A 21,198-nucleotide genomic window follows, 5' to 3' on the forward strand; every position below is an offset into this window, starting at 1 on the left:
GTCAGTCGTCGGCCGGTCGCGGCTCGGCGTCGGCCTGGCCGTTCCAGAGGTCGGCGTACGTGCCGTCCTGAGCCACTAGCTCCGCGTGCTCACCCCGTTCGACGATGCGCCCGTCGTCGAGGACCACGATTTCGTCGGCGTGCTGGATCGTCGAGAGCCGATGGGCGATGACGAACGCCGTGCGGTCCTCGACCAGTCGCTCGAGGCTCTCCTGGATGAGGTCCTCCGTCTCGGTGTCGACGTCGGAGGTCGCCTCGTCGAAGATGATGATCGCGGGGTCGTTCACCAGCGCACGGGCGATGGCGAGTCGCTGGCGCTGGCCGCCCGAGAGCTTCACGCCGCGTTCGCCCACCTGCGTGTCGTAGCCCTCGGGCAGGTCGCGGATGAACTCGTCTGCCGCCGCGGCGGTCGCAGCCTCGACCACGCGGTCGCGGGCCGTCTGGGTGCCGTCGTCGTCGCTATCGCCGTCGTCCGTCCACTCCGCTTTGAGCGTCGCCTCGTCGCCGTAGGCGATGTTCTCGGCGACCGTCCCCGAGAAGAGGTAGGGGTTCTGTTCGACGATGGCTATCTCGTCGCGGAGTTCTTGGAGTTCGTACTCGCGGACGTCGACGCCGTCGACCCGGACGGCGCCCGCGTCGACATCGTGAAAGCGGGCGACGAGTTTCACGAGGGTCGACTTCCCTGCACCAGTGGCGCCCGCAAGCCCCACGGTCGTCCCCGCGGGCACGTCGAGCGAGACGTCGTGGAGCACGGGGTCGCGGTCGCCGTACGAGAACGTCACCGAGTCGAACTCGACGTGGCCGTCGACGTGGTCGGGACGGTGTGCCGGGTCCGGACTCGTGATGGTCGGCTCTCGACCCAGGAGGCCGAAGACGCGCTCGGCGCTGGACTTCGCGAGCTGGTACTTGTTGGCCGACTTGCCGACGCGACGCATCGGCGAGTAGAGGCGTCTCAGGAGGAGGAAGAAGAGCGCGAAGCCGCCGAGGGTGAGCGCCCCGTTCGTCCCCGGCGTGCCCGTGATGATGTCCGTCCCGCCGATGTAGAGGACGACGACGAACACGACGCCCGTGAGGAGCCGAAGGGTGGCGAAGAAGCCACGGCGGATGCGGAGCGCACGGACCTTCTCGTCGTGGTAGGCCTCGCTCTGGGCGGCGACGCGGTCCCGCTCGAAGTCGTAGCGGTCGAACGTCTTGATGACGGCCGCCCCGCCGAGGTTGTTCTCCAGTCGCGTGTTGAGTCGGGCGACGGTCTCGCGGATGGACTTGTAGCGCGGTTCGATCCACGTCAGGAACTGCCCACTGGCGACGCCGATGAGCGGTACGGGGGCGAGGGCGACGAGCGCGAGTTTCGGGGAGTACGTCCAGAGGATGACCGCGATGCCGCCGACGGTGGCGATCACGCGGATGAGCTGTCTGAACTCGGTGTTGAGGAACTGTTCGAGGCGGTTGATGTCGCTGTTGAGGATGGACATCATCCCCCCGGTCTGGTGGTCGACGAAGAAGTCCATCGAGAGGTGCTGGATGTGGTCGTACGTGTCGTTGCGGAGGTCGCGCTGAACCTTCTGCGCCGTCGACTGGAGGAGGTACCGGGAGGCGAATCGAGCGACCGAGCGGAGGAGATACGCGAGGACCGCGATGGCGACGAGGCGCTCCAGCAGGGCGAGGCGGGCGGCCTGCCCAGTGACCTGTGTCGCGGGGAGGAGGCCCACGTCCGTGAGGAGGCCCGTCTCGCCCGACTGTCGGATGGCGCGGTCGATGGCGGCCGCGACGACGATGGGCGGCACGAGGCGGGCGAAGCGGGTGAGAAACGCCGCGAGCACGCCGAGCGAGAGGCGGACCCAGTACGTGCTCGCGTACCCGAGGAGATTCACCATCGGGTGGCCGTCGACGTTCTCGCGGACGTGTTCGAAGCCTCCGTGGTCGTCTGGCACTGGTACCCTTATCGGATTCGTGTTGAAATATCCGTGGACTCGGCGTTCGGGGAGCCGTCGGCAATCCGAGCGCCCTATCGGTCCGCTTCGAACGTCTGCAGTGCGACCCAGGCGTTGTTGAGAGGGTGATAGCCCGGTTCGACTCCTACCCCGTGGTTGGGACCGTCGCGCTGGTGGTCGCGCGTCAACCGTTCGTACCAGTTGCCGTGGCGGGGATCGATGAAGTACTCGTGGGCGTACTCCCAGAGGCGGTCGTACCACTCCAGGTACTCACTCTCGTGTCGTGAGAGGAGGGCGGCAGCACCGATTGCCTCTGTGACCTCCCAGCCGTACTTGTCGGCGACGACCGGTTCGCCCTCGCGGTCGACCGTGTAGAAGAAGCCGCCGGAGGTGTCGTCCCAGCCGATATCGACGGCCGTGTCGAACAGGTCTTTCGCCCGGGTGACGTGCCACGACTCCGGGGCGTGTCGGTGGAGGAGCAACAGGAGTTTCGCCCACTCGGCGTGATGGCCCGGCTGGTAGCCCCACGGTCGGAACTGGTGCGTCGGGTCGTCACGGTTGTACTCGAAATCCGCGTCCCAGTCGGCGGTGTAATGCTCCCAGAGCCGTCCGTCGCCGTCCTGTGCGAGATCGCGGGTCACCGTCTCGGCGATGGTCGCCGCGCGGTCGAGGTACCGCCTCTCGTCGGTGGCTTCGAAGGCTGCCAGCAGTGCCTCACAGGTGTGCATGTTCGCGTTCAGGCCGCGGTACTCGGAGACGTCGGTCCAGTCGGCTGACGCTTCGTCCGCACAGAGCCCGTGCTCGGGCTCCCAGAAGCGCTCGTCGATGACGTCGAACGCTCGTTCGAGCGTCTCTTTCCCCCGGTCGATGCCCGCCTGGTGCGCGCGGGCGCCGGCGAGCAGCACGAACGCGTGTCCGTAGCAGTGTCGCGTCGCGTCCGCCGTGTTCCGACCCTCCAACAGCCAGTCGTAGCCCTCGCGTTCCTCGTCCCAGTGGCCCGACTGGAGGAAGCTAAGGCCGTGTTCGGCCGCGGCACGACACCACACCGGTCCATCGAGGAGACAGCCGACGCTGAAGTTGTGGACCGCGCGAGCGGTCGCGACCAGGTGTTTCGTCCGGGCGTCGTAGACGTGACCGTCCCGCTCGTCTAGCTGGGCGATGTAGCCGCCGAAGCGCGTGTCGATACACGTAGGGTAGTAGTACGAGAGGACGTTTCGGGCGTACTGGCGAAGCCACCGGGGTCGCCGTGCTACCGAATCGGACATACGTGTTCGGCGAACCATCGAAATAAAACAGTACCGCAGCCCTCTCATCACCCCTGGCACCGTCTCCGCCGGACCGACAGAGTGCGCGTCGTTCCGTGTGGTCGGAGGCTGTCGGGTGGAGGGACGCGAACGGGACCAACTGTCGACGAACCGACCCACGTTTCGACGGCGTTCGGAACGGGCGTCGAAATATACGAACACAGTTATTTTTGTGAGAGGTGTATTTTACGACGAGTTCTGTTCGATTTAGGCGTCCGTAACGCTCAGATCGAGGCGGGGTCTGACGCCACCGAACACCGTCGGAAGGGTGTGGCCCCGGGAGCAACCGGTCGTGTCGGGCTGCCGTGTATACTGCTTCGAGGATGCTCTCTGAAAGCCCATGTCCTCCCGGAAGACTCAGATACGCGGAACATCGTTTAGGACCGACCGAAGCGGGCAGCCACGCGCGCTCGACGGTCACGCGAACCGTCGAGTTCGAGTGGTTCGGGTTCGGGCCGGCCACCGGTTGGAGGCCGCGCTGTGAACCCGGTCATCCGGACCACTCGATGACATCGTCTATAGAAATACATAGATATATTTGTAAAGAATTATAATAATCCTGAATAGATAGAACGTCGAGCGTAACGAACTGCGTGGTGGCCCCGCTCACCCCACGAACTCCGAGAAACGCTAGCGGCGACGTTCGCTGAACCGCCTCGGTGCCGCGGCGACACGGAGCGGCAGCGACCGTACCCGATTCACCCTCCGGTCTCGACGAGATATGACGCGACGTTGTGACCCAATTATTTATACGACCCTGATATACTGTTGGACATGGGTCAGCCAGCACAGTTCCGGATACCCACGGTTATCGACTCAGATGGGTTCGGCACCCGGCGACGTGCACCGTGGTGTCCGATGGAGACCGCTACCCTCCGCCCCATCCGTACGTATCGTTCGGCACCAGCAGTTAGGCGTCGTGTCGGCGACGCCGTCACTGGGGTGTCCCAGCGACAGACAGAGAGGGTCTATGGGTGAGAGACAGATGGCACCGACAGACAGCTATCCGGACTCACAGACACGCGATGCGGTGGATTCGTGCCGGAAGCACCTCCCGGCCGAACCGAGCGGGGGAAGCGTGCTGTTCGGCTTCGACGGGTACGTCGACAACGTCCGTGAGGCTGGGACGAACGCCGGCGCGTCGGACAACGAGCGTATCGGAACACTGGGCGAGTTCGGCGAGGAGATCGTGACGTCGGCGGCCGCCGACAGTTCTCTGTCCATCTCGTGGGAGTGCCGCGGCCAGCGAACCGGCGGACACGTCAGCCACCTGTCTCGTGTGTACCAGACGCTCGGGTTCGAGCCGACGCTCGTCGGGATGTGCGGCGACCCGGTTCTCGACCTCTTCGAACGGGAGTTCGGGGAGTGCACCATCCACTCGCTGGGGGACCCGGGAATCACCGACGCCATCGAGTTCGACGACGGGAAGCTGATGTTGATGGAAAGCGGCGGTGCGGCAACGCTGGACTGGGAGACCCTCCAGTCACGCGTCGGTGTCGACACGCTGGTCGACGAACTCGATGGGTCGAAACTGCTCGGGATCGGCTACTGGGCGATGATCCCCGAACTCGCGTCGATCTTGGACCGACTTCGAGAGTCGGTCTTCCCGCAGCTAACAGACCCACCAGAGCACGTCCTGCTCGACCCCGCGAACATCCGCGAAATCGACCGCGAGATGCTGGACTCCATCGTCGCGGCGACGCGCCGACTCGCCGACGTCGTCGACGTGACCGTCTCGGCGAACCGCTACGAGACCAAGGAACTCGCGACTGAACTCGGAGGCCACGCGGGCGACGAACTCGGAGCGGACGCCCGCGTCGCGTTCGACTCGCTGGGCGTCGATCGGTTCGTCGGGCACAGCGTGACCGAGTCCGTGGTCGTAAGCGACGACGGAACGACGAGCGTACGCGTCGCTCCGGTGGAGTCCCCGGAGTTGACCACCAGCGCCGGTGATCACTTCAACGCGGGGCTTTCCCTCGGTCTCGTCGAGGGACTGCCCGAGGACGCCGCAGTCGTCCTCGGCAACGCACTCGCGCGGGAGTTCGTCCGGACGGGAGAGACACCGTCGTACGACGACATCGTCTCGGCCGTCACGACCTACGGCGCGCAGTTCGAGTAGAACACCGAATCCACATCTCGACGCGGATATCTTCGACTCCATCGAACAGTGTCGTCGTCGAGCCACGCGAGACCATCCGTGACTCCGCCTGCAGACTCACGAATCCAGTGGCTGATTCCTCCCACGGCTGAAGCCGTGGACTTCCTCCTCGTATCGGTGTGAGAGCCGTGTCGAGCGCGGCAGGGGGCGACACCGACCGGCGAAAAGAGAACGACCGACGCGCACGGGAGACCGCCGATGAGCTACGCTTGCTTGCTCAGTGTGACTTTCGCCTCCTCGTTCAGCTTCCGCTGGTGGATGGTCTCGCCAGAGCCCGTATCGAACAGGTGGACGTCCTCGGGCGGGAACTGCGCGTACAGCCGCTCGCCCTCGGTGATGGGACGCTGCCCGTCGACCTCCACCACGTACGTCCGGTCGTGGCTCTGGTCGACCGGTTCGATGTACACGTACGAGATGCTCCCCATCGGCTCGACCACGTCCACTTTCACCTCGAACCCGTTCGTGTCCACCGGGTCGTCCTCGAGGGCGATGTCCTCGGGCCGCGCTCCCAGCGTCACCTCCGTTCGGTCGCCCACGTTCGACCGCATCCGCTCGGAAAGCTCGTAGTCGAACCCGTCGCAGACCAGTGTCCCCGCTTCGAGTTGCCCCTCGAAGAAGTTCATCGACGGCGACCCGATGAACCCCGCCACGAACCGGTTCGACGGCCGGTAGAAGCACTCCAAGGGTGTCCCCACCTGCTGGAGTTCGCCGTAGTTCAACACCACCAGGCGGTCGCCCATCGTCATCGCTTCGGTCTGGTCGTGCGTCACGTACAGCGTCGTCACGCCCAGGTCGTTCTGCAGGCGGTTGATCTCCGTCCGCATCGTCGTCCGCAGTTTGGCATCGAGGTTCGACAGCGGTTCGTCCATCAGGAACACGTTCGGGTCGCGGACGATGGCCCGCCCGAGCGCGACGCGCTGTTGTTGTCCGCCCGAGAGTTCGCCGGGCGTGTTGTCCAGCAGGTTCCCGATGCCCATCATCTCGGCCGCCTCGGTCACCTGCTCGTTGATTTCGCTCTTCGAGAGGTCCGTCGACATCTTCAGCCCGAACGACATGTTCTCCTCGACGGTCATGTTCGGGTACAGCGCGTAGTTCTGGAACACCATCGCGATGTCCCGCGCGCGCGGGCCGAGTTGGTTGACGAGCGCGTCGCCGATGTACACGTCGCCCTCGGACTGGGTTTCGAGCCCCGCGACGATGCGCATGAGCGTCGACTTCCCCGACCCCGAGGGGCCGACGAAGACGACGAACTCGCCGTCTTGAATGTCGAGGGAGACGTCGTCGACGGCGGTGACCGCGTCGCCGCCCTCCCCGAATCGTTTCGTGACGTCGTCTAACGTGATACCAGCCATTACGTTCCCTCCATAGCGTGTCTGTCTGGTCCCCGCCGCGCGGGCGTGTTCTGCGAGCAGTGCGTGTCGTTGACGTGTGCGTATTGGGTACTCGTTCTCATTCTTTGATCACCACACCGAAGCTGAGACCGGCCGCGAGGTACTTGTTCACCGCGATGAGGAAGATCGCCACGGGGAGGATCATCGCGGTCGAGGCGGCCGCGAGCATCGACCACTCTATCGAGCGCGAGCCGATAAAGGAGTAGACGAACAGCGTCACCGGCACGGCCTCGAAGCTCGTCAGCACGAGTCCAAAGAGGAGCTCGATCCACGCGAAGATGAAACTGATGATCGCGACCGAGAAGATGCCGGGTTTCGCGGCGGGAAGGACGACCTTCAGGAAGCCCTGGAACTGGGTCGCACCGTCGACGCGTGCGGCCTCCTCCAGCGTCTCGGGAATGCCGTCGAAGAACGCCTTCATCACCCACACCACCAGCGAGAGGTTGATGCTGATGTACATGATGACCATCCCGATGCGCGTGTCGAACAGGTTGAACGCGCGGAAGATGATGAAAAACGGCAGGACGACGGCGATGGGCGGGAGCATCCGTGAGGAGAGGATCCACACGAGAATGTCCCGTTCCATCGGGATATCCCACCGCGAGAGCACGTACGCGGCCGGCACGCCGATCAGGAGCACGAGCACCACCGACGTCCCCACCATGAGGAGGCTGTTGGCGAACGCCGCGACGAACTCACCGTCTTGGATCAGTTGCAGGTAGTTGTACACCGTCGGCAGGAAGATCCAGTCCGGCGGGAGCTGATTCGCCTCCCCCGGGGGTTTCAGCGACATCGACGCCAGCCAGTACAGCGGGAAGAAGACGACGAACGCCCACGTCAGGAGCAGGGCGTGTCGGACGACTCGGACGAGCGTCTCACGCGTGTCCTTGTCGAGGCGCTGGGACGACCCCGGCTCGATATCCGACGTCGCCATCAGTCCCACACCCCCTCGAAGCCGACTGTGGCGATGACGATGTTGGCGATGGCGATGACGAAGACGAGGTAGACGACCGCGATGGCGGCGGCGACCCCCGGGGAGTTGTTGATGAACATCTGCTCGTAGATGTTGATGCTCACGAGTTGGGTGGCCGTCCCCGGGCCGCCGCTCGTGAGGCCGTACACCACGCCGAAGGTGCGGAAGAGGTCGATCATGCGGATGAGGGTGGCGACGAACACGACGGGCTTCATGTAGGGGATGATGACGTGGACGTAGCGCCGCCACAGGGGTGCGCCGTCGACCCGGGAGGCCTCGACGAGCGTGTCAGGCACCGACGAGAGGCCGGCGTAGAAGATGATGAACATGAACGGCGTCCAGTTCCACGTGTCGAGGAGGATCACCGTCAACAGTGGAAGGTCCGAGAGGAACGCGGGCGCGGCGAAGGGCGTCAGGGTGTTGATGACGTACGGGATAATCCCGACCTCGGTGTTCAACATCAGTCGACCGATGGTGGCGAGCGAGACGGGCGCGACTGCCATCGGGAGGATGAACAGAATCCGGTAGAACGACTTCATCCGACCGGAGTCGACGCCAGCGACGAGTGCTGCCAGGAGAAACCCGAGGACGCTCTCGAGCAACAGCGCACTGACGACCACGGTGACCGTGATGACGAACGAGTGGACCGCGCCACCACGAGTGAACGCCGTCTCGTAGTGCTCCAGTCCGACGAACTCGGCCGCGAAGACGTTTATCGTGGGCTCTTCGATCAGGCTGAGATACAGGTCGTAAGCACCCGGGAAGAAGGTGATCGACACCATCACCAGCACCATCGGTGCTATCATCCAGTACGGGAGGTAGTCGTTCCACAGGTCCCGGAGTCTGCCGAGGCCTCGGGTGTTGGTCGTTTCCGTCTGTGTTGGTGTGCTCATGAATGTGCGTAAAAAACGTTCCCCGGTGCGTTATGTAGTTTGTTCCTCAGCTGTAGATGTCTTCGGCGGCCTTCGCTGCGTCTTTCATCGCCTTCTCGGCGGGCTTCTGGCCGGCGATGGCCCGCTGCAGTTCCTCGGAGTAGCGCTGACCCCACTGGGGGTACTTGCGGTCGAACGGGTCAGGCGCCGAGGCCTTGAGCGATTCGAGCGAGACCTGGGCGTAGTCCTCGCCGACCTTCGAGATGTAGTCGTCGTTCTCCCAGGTGGACTGGCGAACGGAGAACACGCCGCTGCTCTCCGTGTTTATCCAGAGGTCGGTCGGTGGGGACGTCGCCCACAGCATGAACAGGAAGCCCTGCTCGGAGTTCTCCGCGTTCGTGGACGTCGAAATCTGCCAGTTGAACGCGTTCGGGTTCAGTTCGCCGCCTTCCGGCTTGGGAACCTTCGCGATTTGGACGGTATCGGCGACGCTGGACTCGTCGTCGGTCAGGCCGCCCCAGAACATGTTGGCGTCGGCGACGATGTGGCCAGTCTGCCCTTCCGCCATCGCCGCTTGGACGTCTGACCAGGTCTGGGTCGACGCGCCGTCCGGCCCGTAGTCCTGCAGCAGGCTCGTGTAGTACTCTGCTGCCTCGATGACGCCCTCGGTGTCGAGCCCCGAGTCGTTCGGGAACTCGGTCCAGAGCTGGGTCCCTTTCTGGCGGAGTAACGTGTTCAGGATGTAGATGTTCATCCCGTAGCCTTTCTGGCCTCGGCCGGCCGTACCGACGATGTCGGACTCCTCCTCGTGGATGACCTTCGCGTTCTGGCGGTGCTGCTCCCACGTCTCGGCGACCTCCAGTTCGTGCTTGTCGTAGAGGTCCTGTCGGTAGAACTGGGTCTGAACCTCGACGGTGATGGGGAGGCCGGTCCAGTTGTCGCTGTACCCGCCACCGTGTGCCTGCCACCGTGACGACTCGAAGAGGTCGTTGGGCTTGTAGAAGCTCTCGTCGTAGAGGCTCTCGTCGTTGAAGTACGTGTCGAGCGGCTGAAGCCAGCCCTCCTCGCGGAACTGGTTGACGACCTGGTCCATGAAGAACACGTCGAACTGCCCGGCACCGGTGCTAGCGTCGGTCTGGCGCTTGGTCCGGAACTGGTTCTCCGGGAGGATGTTCCACTGAACGTCGATGCCGGTGAGTTCCTCGAAGACGGGAATCGCGGGCTTGATCGCCGACACCCACGGGTGCTGTACCGCACCGATGTTGATCTGGTCGCCCTCGAACTGTTGCCAGTCGATGTCCGCGCTGTCGTATTCGCTGAGCGGGATGGCGAGGTCGTCCGACGAGGACCCGCCGCCACTACTGGAGGACGAGCCGCCACCACTGCCACCGCTGCCACTACTGCCGCTACTGGTCGAGGTGCCTTCTGCGCCCCCACCACCACCACGCGTGCATCCCGCGAGGCTGCCCAGAATACCTACACTCGTTGCTCCTGCCGTTTTCAAAAACTGCCGTCTATTCTGACCGCTGGTCATAGTGTATCTCTCGCATGCACAAATTGAGAATAATGATATATAATACTTTCCAAGACACGGGACGACCTCGGTAGTCGGTCGGGACCGAGCCCGTGTGTTTAATTGTCCCACGGGGAAACTGACGAGTGCAATGGACTGCGACCTGACAGGGAAGACTGCACTGGTCAGCGGATCGGGACGGGGAATGGGACGGGCGTCCGCCGAGGAACTGGCGCGAAACGGTGCGGACGTCGTCATCAACGACATCGACGAGGCGGTGGCCGAAGAGACCGCTGCGGATATTCGTGACCTCGGCGTCGACGCGATTGGCGTGCCCGCAGACGTCAGTGACGAGGCCGAAGTGGCCGCGATGGTCGAAACGGCGACGGACGAACTCGGTTCGGTCGACGTGCTCGTCAACAACGCGGGCGTGGGCGACGCGGGGCCGTTCCTCGACGAGGAGTATGACGGCACCTTCGAGCTGAACCTGGACGTCCACCTGTACGGGGCGCTGAACTGCACCCGCGAAGTGGTCGACGGGATGGTCGAGCAGGGGTACGGAAAGGTCATCAACTTCACCTCGATCCACACGAAGAACGGCGTCGGGATGTCGCCCGCGTACGACGTCGCGAAGTACAGCCTCCTGGGACTGACGAAGAGCCTCGCACTCGAACTCGGACGAGAGGGAATCCGCGTCAACGCGGTCGCCCCCGGGTGGGCCAACACGAGGCTGACCGAGGGGTTCAGCGACGCGGTGACCGAACAGATCCTCGACAACAACCCGCTGGGGCGGTTCGCCGAGCCCGAGGAGGTCGCCGACGTGGTCGCGTTCCTGGCCGCCCCGGCGAGCGACTACGTCAACGGTCACGAACTCCGCGTCGACGGCGGACAGGTCCCCATCGACAGCTGGCGACTGGACAGTCGATAGGCACTGGCGGTCACCGGTCAGTGAGTGACACCAATATTTATATACGATGTCAGACTGTGTCTACGTGGAGCGACACCGTATGAGCGACTCGGCCTCGACGGTGGGCGGAACGACGTACACGTCCGCCGACGTCGAGAGTCCCCGAGCCTCACGACGGACCTAGAGCGATGACACGAACACACGAACTCGACAGTCGGACCGAGGAACCGGCACGTACCCGTCCGCGGAGGCAACAATGCAGGTAGCGTCACTAACGGACGTCGGTGAGATGCGAGTAGAGGAGCGAGAACAACCAGAGCCGGGACCGGACGAGGTCGTGGTGCGGGTCGGCGCGTGCGGCGTCTGCTCGACCGACCTCCACATGTACCACGGCTCGTTCGCCGTCGACTTCCCGGTCGTGCTCGGGCACGAGAGCGCCGGAACCGTCGCCGAAGTCGGTGCCGACGTCACCGGAGTGGAATCCGGCGACCGCGTTGCGGTGAACCCCACGGTGCCGTGTGGCGCCTGTTCGTACTGCAAGCGCGGCGAGACCAACCTCTGTGAGGACGCGACGTCCATCGGCGGCGCTGGTGACCGCATCCTCGACGGCTCGTTCGCCGAGTACGTCCGGGTGCCCGCGGCCAGCATCGAGACGGTCGGCGACTTGCCGTTCCGTCACGCGGCGCTCGCCGAACCGCTCGGCTGCTGTGTCCACGCTGCCGACCGGAGTGGCGTCGAGCAGGGCGACAGCGTCGCGCTGATCGGGGCCGGGCCGATCGGTCTCTTGATGTTGCAGACGCTCCGGAACCGCGGCGCGAGTCCCATCGTGGTGTCGGAACTCAACCGCGAGCGTCGGGAACTCGCCGCCGAGATGGGTGCCGACGTGGTCGTCGACCCCGCCGAGGGGGACCCCGTCGAAACCATCCGGGAGGAGGTCGGCGAGGTCGACGTCGGCGTCGAAGTCGTCGGACTGATCCCGACGATCCAACAGGCGTACGACGTGACCGCCAAGGGGGGAACACCCTCATCGTGGGTGTCCCGGCACAGGGAGAGACGATGGAGATCACCCCCTTCGAGCTCTTCTACAACGACCTCGACATCAGGGGAACGTTCGCCCTCACGCAGGAGTCGTTCGAGCGGGCGGTGTCGCTGCTCCGGCGGGGCCGTATCGACGCCGAGTCGGTCGTGACGGAGGAGATCGGCCTCGGGGACATCCCGACCGCGTTCGAACGGATGGAGAACAACGAAGGACTGAAGAAAGTCGTCGTCCCGGGCGACCAGTAACGGTACCGGCCTCTCGTTCTCTCCGTCAGTTCCCGAGCCAACCACGAGAGCGACAGCGACCGTGCTCCGCGTGCGTACGAGAGCGTCGGCGAGCGTCGATGGAGGTACTCGGGTCCGACGTTCGAGACCGCCTCCTCGTCGATCAACCACACCGGCGACGCCGTGCGCGCGAAGCCGGTGTCTGCCACCCGCGAGATGGCGAGATGGTCCGCAAGCACGCGGTCCCCACGCGTCTCGGCGGGTCCGATCTCAGTGAAATCCAGCGCCTGATACCGACCCGACGGACCGTCCGTTTCGAGACGACGGAGAACGTGACGAACCGCGTCCGTCCAGACCCCCGCTGATCGCTCCAGCACTGCACCGGTCTCGACGAGAGAACCGCCGACGGTTCAGAGGTCCGAGAGAAGTCGGCCTCGGAACCGCTGGACGAAGGTGTACAGGAGGATGGCCCCGAACAGGACGAGTCCGTTGATCGTCTGAACGATCTGCGGGTCGATGTTCAGCATGACGAGTCCGGCGGCGATCGTACTGAGAAGAAGGACCCCACCGAGCGCGTTGAAGACGTTCCCCCGCCCGCCGAACAGGCTCACCCCGCCGATCACAGCAGCGGTGAAGGCGGGGAACAGTTGGGAGGTTCCGAGCGTCGGCGTCGCCCCGCCGTTGAACCCCGTCAGGAGCAGGCCGCCCGTGGCCGCCAGCATCCCCGAAATCACGAAGACGGCGATGACCACGCGATCCGTATCGATGCCGGCCTCGGCGGCCGACTCCTCGTCGCCACCGACCGCGTACACCGCTCGACCGAACCGGGTCTTCATCAGGACGAACCACACCGCGACGAAGAGGCCGAGCATGAAGACGACGGCGATGGGGACCGACTGCGGGAGGAGCCCTCCGAGCGAGACCTCTCCACCGCCGAGCCACAGGTAGCTCTCCGGCAGTTCGTAGACCGACCGTGTCGACAGGACCAGTATCCCCCCTCGAAGACGATGAGGGCCGACAGCGTCTGGAGGAACGGGTTCACGTCGAACTTGGCGATGAAGAAGCCGTTCAGGAACCCGATCGATCCCCCGACCAGGAGGACGACCAGTATTCCGACGATTCCCGGTACCCCACTGAACCAACTCGTGAGGAACAGCGCGGTGAACATCGACGAGAACCCCGCAATCGACCCGACCGAGAGGTCGAAGTTCCCACTGATGAGACAGATGGCCTCCGCGAGCGTGATCGCTCCGAGTCCGGCACTCGTGTACAGCAGGAACTCGATGTTTCGGTACTGGGTGAAGATCTCGGGGAGGAGAAGAGAGAAGAAGACAAACGCCACTAACAGGATGGGCCAGATGAGGTTGTCCAGCGCGAACAACATCATCCGCGTTCGGTCACCCTGCAGGTCGGAAATCGTCGAACTCACGTTGGATAGTGTGCTCATCGTCCCGTGGCGTGCGGTGGTTCAGTTCGACCCCTCGATCTCACGGTAGACGTTACCGTAGAGGTAGGAGGCGTCGGCGTTCTCCTGGGTAATCATTGCGTGTTGACACTTCAGCCACGGCCACCAGGCGGTGTCTTCGGCCTCGTACTCGGTCATCTCGGCGGGGCCCCAGAACTGCTCGGACCACGGTTCGATTCCCTCGACCGTCTTGTTCTCGATCGAGAGGTTCTCGCCGGGCGTGACCGTGTCGCCGACCTGCGGGAGCGCGCTCTCCCCGTTCTCGAGGTAGTCCCACATCAGTTCGAGCGTCAGCGGTGCGTACATGTGGAGGGGCTGGTCGACCGCGAAGTCGTAGTAGCCGCTCCCGATCCGCTGGTTGAGTTCGGGACCACCGTCGATTCCGAAGGCCATGACGTGGTCCTCGCTGTCCTTCTTGTGGTACATGTCCATCTGCTGGAGCGCGGTCAGGGCGCCCATGCCGCTGCCGACGTTGTTGGAGTATATCGCGTCGACGTCAGGGTTGGCCTGGAGTGCGCTCTGGGTCTGTGGGGCGGAGTCCTCGGGCGTCCCGTCGCTCTCGATGCGGTTGACGACCTCGACGCTGTCCGGGATGTTCTCGGTGAAGCCGTACAGGCGCGCCTGACTCGTCGTCGATTCGAAGTTGAAGACGCTGGTGATGACCTTCGGGTCCTCGATGCCCTGTTCCTCGATCATCTGGGTGAATCGCTCGCCGGCGACCTGCCCACCGGCGTACTGACCGAAGAGGGCGCCCATGACGACGTCCTCCGACAGCGTCGCCGTGTCGAAGTTCATCACCGGAATGTCCTCCTCGGTCGCCTTCTCGACGATCTGTCTCGACGCCTTGGCGTCGAAGGGGTTCAGCAGGATGCCGTCGAGACCCTGATTGATCGCGTTGATCGCGTCCTGTGTCTGTTTCGAGGCGTCGAACTCGGCGTCCAAGATGACGATTTCGACGTCGTCGCGGTCTCTGGTGTACCACTTCGCGGCCTGTCCCTGCACGAACAGACCGGCCTGCCCCATCGACTTCATCGAGACGGCGAACCGCTGTGTCCCGCTGTCCGAGCTACCACTGTCGCCGACCGTGGTCCCCTCGCTCGACCCGCCGTCGCCGCCGCTGCTACCGCCGCCACCACCACTGCTGCCGCCACCACTCGACTGGTTGCCGCTCTGTCCACCCGTACAGCCGGCGAGGCCGGCGATACCCGCTGCTCCGATCCCTTTGAGGAGGTTGCGTCGACTCGTCATGGTCTTTGATTACGTTCCAGGCACACCTGCCTGCTGCTCGTACTTAAAATTTTCCACACGGCGGAGGACTGAATCGAGTTCCCCGTCCGACCGGTGAGTTCCCGATAGCCGTCAGAGTGAATCGTCCGGTGAGGTGAGTCGAGATGTGATGCCGGGGAACGAGGGGCCGGCGGCGAGCGTGACACCGGTCAGAACACGCGGTTCGCCCCGTCTCTCGACAGACGTGACCCCTCGGGTGGGCCTCAGGCCGTGGACGAACTCGACGAGGTGGCGTCTGACTGGCGACCGAGCGGTTCGTCGTCTCCGTCCTCGTGTGCGGACCGCCCGGAGACCATCATGCTGACGACATCGTCGCGCGTGACGCTCTCGGCGTCGACAACGTCGACGACCCGTCCCTGAAACAGCACGGCGACGCGGTCGGTCATCGACAGCACCTCTTCGAGGTTGTGATCGATCAGGATGACCGAGTGACCGCTGGCGCGCAACTGCTTGACGAGTTCTTCGACGTGTTCGACGGCCGCCTTCGAGAGCGCGGACGTCGGTTCGTCGAGGAGGACGATGTCGGGGTCGGTGACGAGGGCACGTCCGATGGCGACGGCCTGTCGCTCCCCGCCCGAGAGGTATTCGACCGGCGTGTCGGGGTCGACGTGGATGTTGAGGTGCTCGCTCAGGATGCGCTCGGCCTCTTGCTTCATGTACTCCTTGTCGACGACCGAGACGACCCCTCCCAGTTTCTTGACCGGCATCCGGCCGAGGAACAGGTTCTCCGCGACGGAGAGTTCGTCGACGAGCGCGAGGTCCTGGTACACGGTCCCGATTCCGAGCGTCCGGGCGTGTTTCGGGCCGTCGATGGTGACCGGCTCACCGTTGAACCGAATCTCCCCTTCGTCGGGCTGGTGGATACCGACGAGCGTCTTGATGAACGTCGACTTACCGGCACCGTTGTCGCCGACGAGCCCGAGGACTTCGTTGTCTTCGAGCGTGAGCGAGACGTCCGAGAGGGCTTCCACGGTGCCAAAGCGCTTCTTGACGTGTTCTACCTCGATTCGGGGATTGGAAGGTTCGGTGGTCATGGGCGGTGGATACTGTGTGGGTCGATGTGACACCGTCTCTGCTATCGACGTAAATAAATAACGATCGTGTAGGATTCCGGTGCGCCTGGGATCTGGTCGATTCGACTCGCTTCGCGGCTCCGATAGAGCGCGACGCGTCACTCGAGGGGCATCGCGAGTTCGCCGTCCTCGTCGAACACCCACGGTTGGTCCTCGTGGACGCGGATGTCGTCCCGGTCGGCGAGTTCCTCGGCGACCGGTTCCGACACCCACAGCTCTTCGGGTGTCAGCGTGTTCTCGATGCGGGCGATTCGGAGTTCACCCGCGTCCGCGACACCCGTCATCGACGCCGAGAGGACGAACGCCGTCGCGTCGCTCGGGACGACGAACGGGAGCTTCGCCCGGCTCGGTTCGCCGCTCGTCACGATGTTGACGTACGTGTCCTCGAAGTCGACGACAGCGGCGAGGTCCCGGTGGACGAGGTCGGCGAGGCCCATGCCGAGGGCGTTCCCGTGGGACGCCGGCGTCAGCGACCGGACGTAGACCCGAGTCAGCGACGGCGCGTCGAGTTCGACCTGTCCGTGAAACCGGACGCGGCCGATGACGTTGGTGTCGAGTCCGGTCCCGCTGATCTCCTTACCCATCTCGTCGACGACGAGCAGGTCAAGGTCGTCGACCGGGAGTTCGGGGAACAACTCCCTGGAACGCTCCAGCAGCTCCGGCTCCACGTCGAGGAGGTCCGCGGCGGGGACACCCTGGACGTCGGCCGCCCGCTCCTCGGCGTTCTCGATGATACCCACGCCGCCGACGATGGGCGTCTCCTCGACGAGGATGCCGGCCCACTCCGGGATGACGTCGGCGAACCCCCGGTCGAGTGCGGCGTTGTGCATGTTATCGGCGCCGCGTTGTTTGCCCAGTCCGACGACGGCCATCTTGCAGAGACCGCTCTCGACGTCGCCCTCGAAGTCCGTGTGGAGTTTGATCCGGTTGACGAGCAGGACGGCGTCGGCAGCGAGCGCGTCTTCGGCCGCGTACACGGGGCGACCGACCGAGTCGCTGCCCACCTGCTCGACGGCGAGCGACGACCTGATCTCACAGCCGAGTCGGTCCGGCGTGATTCCGAGCGTCGCGAGCGTCTCTCGTTGTCCCTCGGGGGTCGCTCCCCCGTGGCTGCCCATCGCGGGGAAGACGAACGGTTCGAGCCCGCGCGACTGGAGTTCCGAGACGATGTCTTCGAGGACCGCCGGGAGGTCCTCGATTCCTCTGCTCCCCGCCGTGATGCCGACTGTGCTCCCCGGTTCGAGTTCGTCGAGTTGCGGGATGTCGTCTACCGCAGCGGTCGTGGCCGCCGTGACGTCCGAGACGGTGGGGTGGTCGCGGACGCGACTGACACGGTACGCGCGGGGCAGGTCGGACAGTTCGGCGTCGTTGGTCGATTCCAGCCGGTCCCGACCGGGAAACTCGAACTCCATGGATACGCGACCCAATGCGGATGAGCCGTTTATGTTTTGTCCCTCACGGGTCGAGGCGGGGAGTATGCGAACGTTTCGTTACGACGTCCCGCGGTCGTCGTCGCGCCGGCGTTTCCGGACAACGGCCGAGTGACCGCGTGTGGGCACCACCTCGTCGACGGGCAGTTGGTGACCGAATCGCCGCCCGGAGCGGACGAGGAACGACCGCCGACGCACGACTCGCTCCCCGCGCTCTTCGCAGCGAGCGACCACCCCGTCGAGCGAATCGGCGTCCAGACCGTCGCGCGCGGCGAGGCTGCTGTCCGCGAGTCCTTCGAGTCGTCGTGCTCGACGGACGGTCCGGTCGTCGTCACCTGCGACGCCGTGACGGATCGCCACCTCACGACACTCGCCGCGGCAGCGGACGACTTCTCCGGGCGCTGTCTGTCCGTCGGGAGCGGCGGCCTCGCACGTCACATCGCCGTCCCCGGCACGTCCTCCGGAACGAGGTTCACCGCCGACGAGAGCCGGACGGTGGTGGGCGTGTCGGGGAGCGTCGCACCGGAGACGCTCGAACAGGTCGGAGCGGTGTCGGAGGAACTGCGGCAACACCTCTGCCTCGAAACGGCCGTCACCGACCCGACCGCTGCAGGGGGCGACCTGTCGTCCCGGGGAAGTGGGGTCGTCGACAGACGCGGGGGCGTGCACCTCCACGGTGCCGACGCACGCAGCGACGTCGACCGGGCGATGACTGCCGGCGAGCGGGCGGGCGTCGACGGACCGACGGTTCGGCGTCGCGTGACGAACGCGCTCGCCGCCGGAGCCGCCGAGGTAGTCCGAAGTGGTCGGGTATCGAACCTCGTTCTCGCCGGTGGGTCGACGGCTCGGGCGGTCCTCGACGAACTCGACGCGACGGCGCTCCGTATGGCCGGCGAAGCGGTCGCACCGGGGATACCGCTCTCGACGGTCGAGGGGGGCGTCGCGGACGGGGTGACGGCCGTCACGAAAGCGGGCGGGTTCGGAGCCGAGCAAGCAATAATTAAGTCCCTCGCTCGTCTCGGTCTTCCCGATGAGCGATAGACTGCCTACTGTCGGCGTTACCATGGGTGATCCGGCTGGAATCGGGAGCGAAGTCATCGTCAAATCGTATCCGACGCTGGTCGAGTCCGCGGCCGTCGTCGTCGTCGGCGACGCGTCCGTGCTGGCAGATGCAGCAGACCGGTTCGCCCCGGGGTTGACGGTTCGCCCTGTCGACTCACCGACCGAGGCGGACGCCGACCCCGAGGGGCTTCCGGTCGTCGACCTCGACAACGTGTCCACCCATCGGTACGGCGAACTCTCCGAAGCGAACGGCGCGGCGAGCCTCGAATACGTCCAGCGGGCGATCGAACTCGCACAGGCCGGAGAGATCGACGCGATAACCACCGCACCCATCAACAAGCAGGCGACCCGGATGGCCGGCAGCGAGTACGCGGGTCACACGGGGATGCTCGCGGACTACACCGATACCGACGACTACTCGATGATGCTGATCGAGGACGACCTGACGGTGACACACGTCAGTACGCACGTCCCGCTACGAGAGGCCTGCTCGCGACTCACCGTCGACGACGTCGCGTCGACGATCACCGTCACTGACGAAGCGTTGCGCGACCTCGACATCGACGAGCCATCCATCGCCGTCGCGGGGCTGAATCCACACGCGAGCGACGGTGGACTCCTCGGCGACGAGGAGGCCGACATCATCGAACCGGCGGTAGCGCAAGTCGCCGAGAGGGGTGTCGACGTGACCGGCCCCCACTCGCCGGACACGGTCTACGTTCGAGCCGCGGCGGGGGAGTTCGACTGCGTCGTCTCGATGTATCACGACCAGGGTCACATCCCCATCAAGATGCTCGGCTTCACCGGGAGCGACGACGCGGTGAGCGGCGTCAACGTCACCATCGGACTCCCGATTATTCGGACGAGCGTCGACCACGGCACGGCGTTCGACATCGCCGGAGAGGGGGTCGCCTCCGAACAGAGCATGATCGACGCGGTGGCGACGGCCGTCGAACTCGCCCGATAAGTACGGTTCCCCCCTCGGTTCAGTCCCCTCGTCTCAGTCACACACAGCCTCGTAACCGAGAGGCCGAGACTACACCAGCGCGAAGGCGCGAACCGAACACCCGCCCGTCCCCTGGACGTTGAGTGGTGGGAAGAAGAAGTCCGCGCGCCGACTGTCCGCCCCGTCGAGCACCTGATCGAGGTTCCGCAACTCCTCGATGGGAATCACGTCGTTCTCCAGCAGTGGGAGATGCGAGTCGGCCGGATGGACGTCGGTCGACGGGCCGTGCGCTGGCACCTCGTCGTACCAGCCGCCGACGCTCGCTCCCTCCGTCCCCACCGCCTTCGGGTCGAGCGAGACGACGTACTCCGCGGCTTCGCCGGTCAGATAGGGGAACTCGAAGAGGTACTCCGGTGTCTGACCGTAGTACTCGTCCCAGCCGGTGTGGAGCATGACGACGTCACCGGGCTGGATCTCCGACTCGTACGCCTCGATGTCGGCCCGGGTGATCGGCTCCTCGGGCTCTTTCGGCGTCAGGTCGATGACGACACCCTCGCCCATGAACGCCCCGATGGAGAAGTCGTCCAGCGTTTTTCCCTCGGGGATGAAGTGCGCCGGGGCGTCGATGTGAGTCGCCGTGTGACTCCGCATCTCCAGGCGTTCCATCGTGAAGCCGTCACGTGCGGCCAGCGACGTCCGTTCGACGTCGACCGGTGGGAAACTCGGCCACACGGGGATGTCGTCGTCGATCGGGTTGGACAGCTCTATGACCTCCTTCGAATCGAGCATGTCAGGTCCGACAGGCCACGGAAAAATAAGTATTGCGCTCACCGGAACACGTTTTCGACGAGCTCCGTCTCCTCGAACAGGTCACGGTAGTCGTCGGGCACGCGGCCGTCGGTGATGAGGAGGTCGATGTCGTCGACCGTTCCGAACCGACGGAAGCTCTGTTCGCCGAACTTCTCGGTGATGGTGACGACGATGGTTCGCGTCGCGTGTTCGACGGCGAGCTGTTTGATCTTCGCCTCGGACTCGTTGGGTGCGGACAACGCGCCGTCGGGCTCGATACCGTTCACACCGATGAACGCGAGGTCGAACGACGAGTTTCGGATGTAGTCTTCGGTCGTCGGACCGACCAGTGCTTTGGTCTCGTTTCGGTACTCCCCACCCGTCAGTTTGACCGTGCCGTCCGCCTTCGAGAGCTCCGGCAGTAAGAGGGGGGCGTTCGTGACGATGATGGTCGAGCTGTCGTCCGGGACCTCCTTTGCGACCTGCATCGTGGTCGTGCCGGCGTCGAAGTAGACGACCTGCCCCTCGTGAATCTCCTGGACGGCTCGCTCGGCGATGGCCTGTTTCCGGTCCAGGTTCTGGACGAGGCGTCGGTCGAACGCCCGTTCGACCCCGACGTTCGTCACGGGGGCGGCACCGCCGTGGGTCCGCTCGATGAGGTTCCGGTCGGCGAGGTCGCTGAGGTCGCGTCTGATTGTCGACGGCGAGACTTCGAGGCGGGTGGCCAACTCCTCGACCGAGAGGCCCCCTGCTTCGTGACCAACTCCGTGATGGACCGACGCCGCTGTTCGGGGGTGCTCACGGGACCACACCCCCGGGCCCGTCCGTTCGCCGA

17 protein-coding genes and 1 pseudogene are annotated in these 21,198 nt (G+C 64.9%); 5 read left to right on the top strand and 13 right to left on the bottom strand.

Going from position 1 to position 21,198, the window contains the following annotated elements:
* Position 1 precedes the first annotated feature (1 nt).
* The gene (locus C2R22_RS15085) at positions 2-1,930 is read right to left on the bottom strand and encodes an ABC transporter ATP-binding protein (protein ID WP_103426486.1); all 1,929 of its coding nucleotides are present in this window, start codon (positions 1,928-1,930) and stop codon (positions 2-4) included.
* 74 nt (positions 1,931-2,004) lie between these two features.
* On the bottom strand, positions 2,005-3,195 hold the full coding sequence (locus C2R22_RS15090; protein ID WP_103426487.1) for an AGE family epimerase/isomerase: 1,191 nt from the start codon (positions 3,193-3,195) through the stop codon (positions 2,005-2,007).
* A gap of 1,024 nt (positions 3,196-4,219) precedes the next feature.
* Here C2R22_RS15090 and C2R22_RS15095 point away from each other — a divergent pair.
* Entirely contained in the window at positions 4,220-5,353 is a 1,134-nt protein-coding gene (locus C2R22_RS15095; RefSeq protein WP_103426488.1) for a PfkB family carbohydrate kinase, read from the top strand.
* A 242-nt stretch (positions 5,354-5,595) separates the two neighbouring features.
* On the opposite strand, the gene C2R22_RS15100 is transcribed toward C2R22_RS15095, so the two are convergent.
* The 4 genes from C2R22_RS15100 to C2R22_RS15115 form a co-directional block, all read right to left on the bottom strand.
* Positions 5,596-6,744 carry an ABC transporter ATP-binding protein gene (locus C2R22_RS15100; RefSeq protein ID WP_103426489.1) on the bottom strand — a complete coding sequence of 383 codons (1,149 nt, stop codon included), beginning with the start codon at positions 6,742-6,744 and terminating at the stop codon, positions 5,596-5,598.
* Positions 6,745-6,841: 97 nt separating this feature from the next.
* Positions 6,842-7,717 (bottom strand): carbohydrate ABC transporter permease, encoded by an 876-nt coding sequence (locus C2R22_RS15105; RefSeq protein WP_103427699.1) that lies wholly within the window; start codon positions 7,715-7,717, stop codon positions 6,842-6,844.
* A complete protein-coding gene (locus C2R22_RS15110; RefSeq protein WP_103426490.1) occupies positions 7,717-8,649 on the bottom strand; it encodes a carbohydrate ABC transporter permease in 933 nt (310 codons plus the stop codon). Before C2R22_RS15110 ends, C2R22_RS15105 begins: the two co-directional genes overlap by 1 nt.
* 46 nt (positions 8,650-8,695) lie before the next feature.
* On the bottom strand, positions 8,696-10,162 hold the full coding sequence (locus C2R22_RS15115; protein WP_103426491.1) for a substrate-binding domain-containing protein: 1,467 nt from the start codon (positions 10,160-10,162) through the stop codon (positions 8,696-8,698).
* A gap of 130 nt (positions 10,163-10,292) precedes the next feature.
* On the opposite strand from C2R22_RS15115, the gene C2R22_RS15120 reads away from it, so the two are divergent.
* Positions 10,293-11,069, top strand: a complete 777-nt coding sequence (locus C2R22_RS15120; RefSeq protein WP_103426492.1) for an SDR family NAD(P)-dependent oxidoreductase — start codon at positions 10,293-10,295, stop codon at positions 11,067-11,069.
* Positions 11,070-11,304: 235 nt separating this feature from the next.
* Positions 11,305-12,332, top strand: a pseudogene (locus tag C2R22_RS15125) (alcohol dehydrogenase catalytic domain-containing protein).
* 389 nt (positions 12,333-12,721) lie between these two features.
* Here the strand turns inward: C2R22_RS15125 and C2R22_RS26990 are convergent.
* From C2R22_RS26990 to C2R22_RS15150, 5 genes are all read right to left on the bottom strand, one after another.
* Positions 12,722-13,255 (bottom strand): ABC transporter permease, encoded by a 534-nt coding sequence (locus C2R22_RS26990; protein WP_343125785.1) that lies wholly within the window; start codon positions 13,253-13,255, stop codon positions 12,722-12,724.
* Complete coding sequence (locus C2R22_RS26995; protein ID WP_216824744.1) at positions 13,147-13,758, bottom strand: ABC transporter permease; 612 nt, start codon at positions 13,756-13,758, stop codon at positions 13,147-13,149. Before C2R22_RS26995 ends, C2R22_RS26990 begins: the two co-directional genes overlap by 109 nt.
* 21 nt (positions 13,759-13,779) lie before the next feature.
* On the bottom strand, positions 13,780-15,024 hold the full coding sequence (locus C2R22_RS15140) for a sugar ABC transporter substrate-binding protein (protein WP_103426495.1): 1,245 nt from the start codon (positions 15,022-15,024) through the stop codon (positions 13,780-13,782).
* 242 nt (positions 15,025-15,266) lie between these two features.
* On the bottom strand, positions 15,267-16,097 hold the full coding sequence (locus tag C2R22_RS15145) for an ATP-binding cassette domain-containing protein (RefSeq protein WP_103426496.1): 831 nt from the start codon (positions 16,095-16,097) through the stop codon (positions 15,267-15,269).
* A 137-nt stretch (positions 16,098-16,234) separates the two neighbouring features.
* Complete coding sequence (locus C2R22_RS15150; protein ID WP_103426497.1) at positions 16,235-17,548, bottom strand: DUF362 domain-containing protein; 1,314 nt, start codon at positions 17,546-17,548, stop codon at positions 16,235-16,237.
* Positions 17,549-17,584: 36 nt separating this feature from the next.
* Here C2R22_RS15150 and C2R22_RS15155 point away from each other — a divergent pair, with 36 nt between their 5' ends.
* Complete coding sequence (locus tag C2R22_RS15155; RefSeq protein ID WP_103426498.1) at positions 17,585-18,607, top strand: four-carbon acid sugar kinase family protein; 1,023 nt, start codon at positions 17,585-17,587, stop codon at positions 18,605-18,607.
* A complete protein-coding gene (pdxA, locus tag C2R22_RS15160; RefSeq protein WP_103426499.1) occupies positions 18,597-19,595 on the top strand; it encodes a 4-hydroxythreonine-4-phosphate dehydrogenase PdxA in 999 nt (332 codons plus the stop codon). The genes C2R22_RS15155 and pdxA overlap by 11 nt, the downstream gene beginning before the upstream one ends.
* Positions 19,596-19,664: 69 nt before the next feature.
* Here pdxA and C2R22_RS15165 read toward each other — a convergent pair whose 3' ends face one another.
* Together C2R22_RS15165 and glpR are read right to left on the bottom strand one after the other, a co-directional pair.
* Positions 19,665-20,363: a cyclase family protein gene (locus C2R22_RS15165; RefSeq protein ID WP_103426500.1), complete on the bottom strand. Its 699-nt coding sequence runs from the start codon at positions 20,361-20,363 to the stop codon at positions 19,665-19,667.
* A 38-nt stretch (positions 20,364-20,401) separates the two neighbouring features.
* The gene (gene glpR / locus C2R22_RS15170) at positions 20,402-21,091 is read right to left on the bottom strand and encodes an HTH-type transcriptional regulator GlpR (RefSeq protein WP_245902781.1); all 690 of its coding nucleotides are present in this window, start codon (positions 21,089-21,091) and stop codon (positions 20,402-20,404) included.
* Between the last annotated feature and the right edge of the window lie 107 nt (positions 21,092-21,198).

Source organism: Salinigranum rubrum, assembly GCF_002906575.1.
Taxonomy (GTDB): domain Archaea; phylum Halobacteriota; class Halobacteria; order Halobacteriales; family Haloferacaceae; genus Salinigranum; species Salinigranum rubrum.

Bases quoted from the DNA above. Each gene is read 5' to 3' on its own strand.
- C2R22_RS15090 (WP_103426487.1), bottom strand. From the start codon at position 3,195: ATGTCCGATTCGGTAGCACGGCGACCCCGGTGGCTTCGCCAGTACGCC.
- C2R22_RS15095 (WP_103426488.1), top strand. From the start codon at position 4,220: ATGGCACCGACAGACAGCTATCCGGACTCACAGACACGCGATGCGGTG.
- C2R22_RS15100 (WP_103426489.1), bottom strand. From the start codon at position 6,744: ATGGCTGGTATCACGTTAGACGACGTCACGAAACGATTCGGGGAGGGC.
- C2R22_RS15105 (WP_103427699.1), bottom strand. From the start codon at position 7,717: ATGGCGACGTCGGATATCGAGCCGGGGTCGTCCCAGCGCCTCGACAAG.
- C2R22_RS15110 (WP_103426490.1), bottom strand. From the start codon at position 8,649: ATGAGCACACCAACACAGACGGAAACGACCAACACCCGAGGCCTCGGC.
- C2R22_RS15115 (WP_103426491.1), bottom strand. From the start codon at position 10,162: ATGACCAGCGGTCAGAATAGACGGCAGTTTTTGAAAACGGCAGGAGCA.
- C2R22_RS15120 (WP_103426492.1), top strand. From the start codon at position 10,293: ATGGACTGCGACCTGACAGGGAAGACTGCACTGGTCAGCGGATCGGGA.
- C2R22_RS26995 (WP_216824744.1), bottom strand. From the start codon at position 13,758: ATGAGCACACTATCCAACGTGAGTTCGACGATTTCCGACCTGCAGGGT.
- C2R22_RS15140 (WP_103426495.1), bottom strand. From the start codon at position 15,024: ATGACGAGTCGACGCAACCTCCTCAAAGGGATCGGAGCAGCGGGTATC.
- C2R22_RS15145 (WP_103426496.1), bottom strand. From the start codon at position 16,097: ATGACCACCGAACCTTCCAATCCCCGAATCGAGGTAGAACACGTCAAG.
- C2R22_RS15150 (WP_103426497.1), bottom strand. From the start codon at position 17,548: ATGGAGTTCGAGTTTCCCGGTCGGGACCGGCTGGAATCGACCAACGAC.
- pdxA (WP_103426499.1), top strand. From the start codon at position 18,597: ATGAGCGATAGACTGCCTACTGTCGGCGTTACCATGGGTGATCCGGCT.
- C2R22_RS15165 (WP_103426500.1), bottom strand. From the start codon at position 20,363: ATGCTCGATTCGAAGGAGGTCATAGAGCTGTCCAACCCGATCGACGAC.